At 64.8% G+C, this 6,476-nt stretch carries 6 protein-coding genes; 5 read left to right on the forward strand and 1 reads right to left on the reverse strand.

The features are described from left to right. Positions 1-71: 71 nt before the first annotated feature. Entirely contained in the window at positions 72-647 is a 576-nt protein-coding gene (locus tag ABRP93_RS04430; RefSeq protein ID WP_023016447.1) for a CueP family metal-binding protein, read from the reverse strand. A gap of 403 nt (positions 648-1,050) precedes the next feature. On the opposite strand from ABRP93_RS04430, the gene copR reads away from it, so the two are divergent. The 5 genes from copR (at position 1,051) to ABRP93_RS04455 (ending at position 6,286) form a co-directional block, all read left to right on the forward strand. After that, positions 1,051-1,773 (forward strand): two-component system response regulator CopR, encoded by a 723-nt coding sequence (gene copR / locus ABRP93_RS04435; protein WP_349887042.1) that lies wholly within the window; start codon positions 1,051-1,053, stop codon positions 1,771-1,773. Then, positions 1,770-2,897 carry a two-component system sensor histidine kinase CopS gene (gene copS / locus ABRP93_RS04440; protein ID WP_349887044.1) on the forward strand — a complete coding sequence of 376 codons (1,128 nt, stop codon included), beginning with the start codon at positions 1,770-1,772 and terminating at the stop codon, positions 2,895-2,897. Before copR ends, copS begins: the two co-directional genes overlap by 4 nt. A gap of 114 nt (positions 2,898-3,011) precedes the next feature. Continuing rightward, positions 3,012-3,338, forward strand: coding sequence for a heavy-metal-associated domain-containing protein (locus tag ABRP93_RS04445; protein WP_005276120.1), 327 nt, complete (start codon positions 3,012-3,014; stop codon positions 3,336-3,338). Positions 3,339-3,389: 51 nt separating this feature from the next. Further along, positions 3,390-5,624, forward strand: a complete 2,235-nt coding sequence (locus tag ABRP93_RS04450; protein WP_349887045.1) for a copper-translocating P-type ATPase — start codon at positions 3,390-3,392, stop codon at positions 5,622-5,624. Positions 5,625-5,671: 47 nt separating this feature from the next. Next, positions 5,672-6,286, forward strand: a complete 615-nt coding sequence (locus tag ABRP93_RS04455; protein ID WP_005276111.1) for a YdhK family protein — start codon at positions 5,672-5,674, stop codon at positions 6,284-6,286. The last annotated feature ends 190 nt before the right edge of the window (positions 6,287-6,476 follow it).

Genomic DNA, 6,476 nt, shown 5'->3' on the forward strand with positions numbered 1-6,476 from the left:
GATTTAACCTTCCTTGGTGTTAGATTTCAGTGACACGGGAGACAGGCGCAGGTGAGGACCCTGCTGAGCCATCACGTCAGGTGCAGGTCTGTGACACAGGTGGCACCATCGTCGGCGGTGGAAAACTCCGCGGTGCCGGTACGCCCCTGGTAGCTGACCTCAATCAGGCCGGTGGCATCATCGGGAAGCCAGAAGCCAATAAACCCGTTGTCGAAGGTGGTTGTCGCCTCGTCCACCAGCACCTCACCGGTCGCCTCATCGGTGATCGTGATCTGGATATCCTCATTGTCGAGTTCCCCCAGGCAGGTCGTGAGGCTGTGGTAGAAGCAGTCGTGGGTGGAGGTGAGATAGGGCGCGATCGAGACATACGTCTGATTGTCGGGAAGATCGACCACGACTTCCTGGTCATCGCTCGAGAGCAGCAGTTCATCGGCACGCACTGAAGCGATCAGATCCGTGGGACGCTCAGTGACCTTCTGCCGGTCGAGGTGATCAATGATCTCCACCGCGTCCATGGCGGCCAGGCCATGGGTAGTCAGGAATGTATCCCGGGACACCGTCCCGTCGGCGGTGGGTTCCGGGTCGGCGGCCGAACACCCCGTGAGGGCGAGGGCAAGGGCGGCGGCTGCGATCGCTGCTCGTTTCACGTCAATCTCCTTGGATCGTGGTAAGACCGTGAGAAGACACCGCCTCAAGGTCGATGTCATACCTTTATCTAGCACGGGTGCCTGACGGACTAGAAATCAAAATCCCTGCTCACAGCCTTATAACAGGGCGAAAGGGGGGTGGATTCGGTGGGCTGGGTCACCACCGGGACACCACCCCACAGCCGTGGGCGATGTCCTTCTACCCGCCCCGGGTATGCGGTGCAGGCAGTGAAATCCCTGGTGGCGCCTGCTGAACCGACCGGAGAGGCGATGCCGCCGACCCGGGATGGGGCACAGGGGTGACGGCGGTCGAAGGGTGATGTTTGAAGATTTGATGAAGATTTTCCCGCCGGGTACTGAGCGAGGGTGGTATTCCCCCCTGACCGGAGCGATACTGGGGTCTATGGCTGACCGCACACCGACCACCGCCACGCCCCCGGGGCGGGTGCTGGTCGTCGATGATGAACAACCCCTGGCTCAGATGGTGGCCGCCTACCTCATCAGGGCCGGCTTCGATACCCGCCAGGCTCACACCGGCACCCAGGCCGTGGACGAGGCTCGTCGCTTTTCCCCTGATGTTGTGGTGCTGGATCTGGGGCTGCCCGAACTCGACGGCCTGGAGGTGTGCCGACGGATCCGCACCTTCTCGGACTGCTACATCCTCATGCTCACCGCGCGTGGCAGCGAGGACGACAAGATCAGCGGTTTGACCTTGGGGGCGGATGACTACATCACCAAACCTTTTAGCATCCGGGAACTGGTGACCCGGGTGCATGCGGTGCTGCGCCGCCCGCGCACCAGCACCACCCCACCGCAGGTGACCACCCCCTTGATCGTTGGTGACCTCATCCTTGACCCCGTCGCCCATCAGGTGCGGGTGGGGGAGACGACCGTGGAGCTCACCCGCACGGAGTTCGAGCTGCTGGTTGCCCTGGCCCTGCGCCCCGGCCAGGTGCTGACCCGCCACGACCTGGTCACCGAGGTCTGGGACACCACCTGGGTCGGTGATGAACGCATCGTCGATGTCCACATCGGCAACTTGCGTCGCAAGCTCGGCACCGACACCCAGGGCCGGGGGTTTATCGACACCGTGCGTGGCGTGGGCTACCGGGTGGAGCAGCCATGAATCACGGACCCGGCCTGACCTTCCGCTTCCTGGCCGCCCAGGTGTTGGTCGTGGTGATTAGCCTGCTGGTGGCCGCGGCCGTGGCCACGATGGTGGGTCCGACCCTGTTCCATGATCATATGTTGATGACCGGCCGGGAGGACCCCTCGCTGGAGCTGTTCCATGCCGAGCAGGCCTACCGGGGCGCCAACCTGATCACCCTGGCCGTCGCCCTGCCCACCGCCTTGATCAGCGCCCTGCTTGCCAGCCTGTGGTTATCGCGTCGTCTGCGCACCCCCCTGCAGGATCTCACCCGCGCCGCTACCAGCCTGACGGCCGGCAACTCCCGTATCCGCGTGCCCGCCGGAAAAGCAGGCCCCGAGGTCACCACCCTGGCGCATGCCTTCAACACCATGGCCGATCGGCTGGAACACACCGAACAGGTCCGCCGTCAGATGCTCTCTGATCTGGCCCACGAAATGGGCACCCCCTTATCGGTGCTCACGGTCTACCTCGATGGTCTCCAGGACGGGGTCGTGGACTGGAATAATGCCACCCACACGATCATGGCTGACCAACTCACCCGCCTGACCCGGTTGATGGAAGACATTGACGATGTCTCCCGGGCCCAGGAACACCGGATCGATTTGGACCTGGCGGAGGAAGGGCTCGGGAATCTGCTCCATACCGCCGCTGCTGCCGCGGGGGAAGCTTATGCTGACAAAGGCGTCGATTTACAGGTCGAGACCATTACGGACACCGCCTGGGTGCTCGTGGACCGGCAACGCTTCGGCCAGGTGATGAGCAATCTCCTTTCGAACGCGCTACGACACACCCCGGCCGGCGGGCAGGTCCGGATCAGCGTCCACCGACAGGGGGCGTCCACCGCACTCATCCACGTCGCCGATGACGGCGAGGGCATCCCGCCTGACCAGCTCAGATACATCTTCGAACGCTTCTACCGGGGGGATGCCGCCCGCAGCCGGGACGACGGCGGGGCCGGTATCGGTCTGACCATCTCCAAGGCATTGATCGAGGCCCACGGCGGCACTCTCACCGCCACCTCCCCCGGACCCGGTCGCGGAGCGGTGTTTGCCCTCCGCCTCCCGCTGTCCCCTCCCGACAGTGAGGAGGCTGCTCGGTGACCACACCCTGCCCCGCGTGAGAGCCGCGCCCTCCACCCATTGAAAATATACCCCTGGGGGGTATATGCTAGAGAGTAGCATCGCCGCATCCCACCGACTCGTAGGAGCTTTCCCATGATCACCTCCCCGCCCCGCCTCTTGCCGATGGCCTCCCACGGCTGCAGCTGTTGCGGACCTGCCTCACGTGCCGACACCGCCTCCATCCCTGCCGCCAGCGACTCGTCAGCAGGAGGGTCCTCCCCTAGCTACCAGGTCACCGGCCTGACCTGCGGGCACTGCGCGAAAAGCGTGACCCAGGCCCTTCAGGCCCTCCCCCAGGTCGACGACGTCCAGATTGATCTCGCTGCTGGTGGAGTTTCCACCGTCACGGTCACCGGTGTCGTACCTCCGGAGATGGTTCGCCGGGCCATCGAGGAGGCTGGCTACACCGTCTTATCCTGATCAGTTTTACCCATCATCTCGACCCCGACCGGGTTGAGCGAAAGGAACGTCATGAGCACTCCCCACCATTCGGGTGATCACCATGGTGATCACCCCGCTCCGGAAACAGACCACACCCACCACCCGGATCATGCCAGCCACGAACACCACGCAGATGCCGACACCCACGGCCAGGCAATGCCCCACGATCACCCGCATTCCGCCCCGGACGAAGACCACCACGTTCATGGTCACGGCGAACACGCCGGACACAGCACCGCAATGTTTCGGGACCGCTTCTGGTGGTCGCTGATTTTGTCCATTCCCGTCGTTATTTTCAGCCCCATGGTCGCCCACCTGCTTGGCTACCACCTCCCGGCATTCCCCGGATCCACCTGGATCCCCCCGGTGCTGGGCACGATCATCTTCGTCTACGGCGGAACGCCTTTCCTCAAGGGCGCATGGAAAGAACTGAAATCCCGCCAACCCGGGATGATGCTCCTGATCGCCATGGCCATCACCGTGGCGTTTGTCGCCTCCTGGGTCACCACTCTGGGGCTGGGTGGTTTTGACCTGGACTTCTGGTGGGAGCTGGCCCTGCTGGTGACCATCATGCTGCTGGGCCACTGGCTGGAGATGCGCGCTCTCGGGGTCGCGTCCTCCGCGCTTGACGCGCTGGCTGCCCTGCTGCCGGATGAGGCCGAGAAAGTCATCGACGGGACCACCCGCACCGTGGCCATCTCCGAGCTGGTCGTCGACGACGTCGTTCTGGCGAGGGCCGGTGCCCGGGTGCCGGCCGACGGAACCATCCTCGACGGAGCCGCCGAATTCGATGAGGCGATGATCACCGGCGAATCCCGTCCCGTCTTCCGCGACACCGGTGACAAGGTGGTCGCCGGTACTGTGGCCACCGACAACACCGTCCGCATCCGGGTGGAGGCTACCGGCGGGGACACCGCCCTGGCTGGGATCCAACGCATGGTTGCCGACGCCCAGGAGTCCTCCTCCCGGGCCCAGGCCCTGGCGGATCGGGCGGCGGCGTTGTTGTTCTGGTTCGCGCTGATCTCCGCTCTGATCACCGCGGTGGTGTGGACCATCATCGGCAGCCCGGACGATGCCGTGGTGCGCACGGTTACGGTGCTGGTCATCGCCTGTCCGCACGCCCTGGGCCTGGCGATTCCGCTGGTCATTGCGATCTCCAGCGAGCGGGCCGCGAAATCCGGGGTGCTCATCAAGGACCGGATGGCGCTCGAGCGGATGCGCACCATCGACGTGGTGCTCTTCGACAAAACCGGCACCCTGACCGAGGGTGCGCACGCGGTCACCGGTGTCGCGGCAGCTGTCGGCGTCACCGAGGACGAGCTACTGGCCCTGGCCGCCGCTGCGGAGGCCGACAGCGAGCACCCCGTGGCCCGCGCCATCGTGGCGGCCGCGGCCGCCCATCCCGAGGCCTCCCGTCGGCAAATCCGTGCAACTGGTTTCAACGCCGCCTCCGGCCGGGGAGTCCGGGCCACTGTCGATGGCGCTGAGATCCTCGTGGGCGGGCCGAACATGCTGCGCGAGTTCAACCTCACCACCCCGGCCGAGCTCACCGACACCACCAGTGCCTGGACCGGGCGTGGGGCCGGTGTGCTCCATATTGTCCGCGACGGTCAGATCATCGGTGCGGTGGCCGTCGAGGACAAGATCCGCCCCGAATCCCGCGCCGCTGTGAGAGCCCTGCAGGAACGCGGGGTGAAGGTCGCGATGATCACCGGCGACGCGCAACAGGTGGCCCAGGCGGTTGGTCAGGACCTAGGCATTGATGAGGTCTTCGCCGAGGTCCTGCCCCAGGACAAAGACACCAAGGTCACGCAGCTGCAGGACCGGGGTTTGAGCGTGGCCATGGTCGGTGACGGTGTCAATGACGCCCCCGCTCTGACCCGCGCGGACGTCGGTATCGCCATTGGTGCCGGCACGGATGTGGCCATGGAATCTGCCGGGGTGGTCCTAGCCAGTGATGACCCGCGGGCAGTGCTGTCGATGATTGAGCTGTCCCAGACCAGCTACCGCAAGATGATCCAGAACCTGATCTGGGCCTCTGGCTACAACATCCTCGCCGTGCCGCTGGCTGCCGGAGTGCTCGCCTCGATCGGGTTCGTGCTGTCCCCGGCCGTGGGCGCGATCTTGATGTCTGCCTCGACCATCGTGGTGGCCCTGAACGCCCAGCTGTTGCGCCGCATTGATCTGGAGCCGGCTCACCTGGCTCCGACCGACGGGAAGGAGGAACACAGTAGGTCGATATCCCCCGTAACCGTTACTGACTGACCTTGTCTCTCGACCCCTAACTCACACCACCTTTGAAAGGAACGCTCATGAAACGCAGCATTACCCTCGCCGCCTTGGTACTGACCTCCACCCTGGCGCTGACCGCCTGCAGTGACGCCACCGACAACTCCGACGATGCCGACACCACCAGCACCACGACGGCAACCGCAGAGACCAACGAGACCCACCAGGAAGACACCACCACTGCCGACGAAGAGCACGGCGGGCACGACCACCCTGCCGACGGCGGGGCACCGCCGGCAGGCATTGAAGAGGCCGAGGATCCCACGTACCCGGTGGGCACCGAGGTCATCCTCACCGCTGACCACATGCCCGGCATGGACGGGGCCACCGCCACCATTTCCGGGGCGTTTGACACCACGACCTATTCGGTCAGCTACACCCCCGCCGAGGGTGGGGCCCCGGTTACCGACCACCGCTGGGTCGTCCATGAGGAGCTCGTCGATCCGGGTCAGGCCCCCCTGCCCGACGGGGCGAGCGTTGTCCTGGATGCCGAGCACATGTCCGGCATGAAGGGTGCTGAGGCCACCATCGATTACTCCACCGAGGAGACGGTCTACATGGTTGATCTCACCGTCGACGGGATGACGATGACCAACCACAAGTGGGTCACCGAGAGCGAGATCCAACCCGCCGAATAGTCCACCCACCCTGAACCGCGAGACCAGACAAGGCACCCGCTCCAGAGTCGGTCATCAATCGCTGCCGACCATGCCGCAGCACACCAGCCACACACGGAACCTGCACGCCCACAGGGCCCACGCTGAGGTAGACCTTCTGTGTCACTGCTTCTCTTAGTCAGGGAAATATGCCCTGGAATGACCCTGGTGA

It is taken from the genome of Corynebacterium sp. KPL2850, assembly GCF_040225855.1.
Lineage (GTDB): Bacteria > Actinomycetota > Actinomycetes > Mycobacteriales > Mycobacteriaceae > Corynebacterium.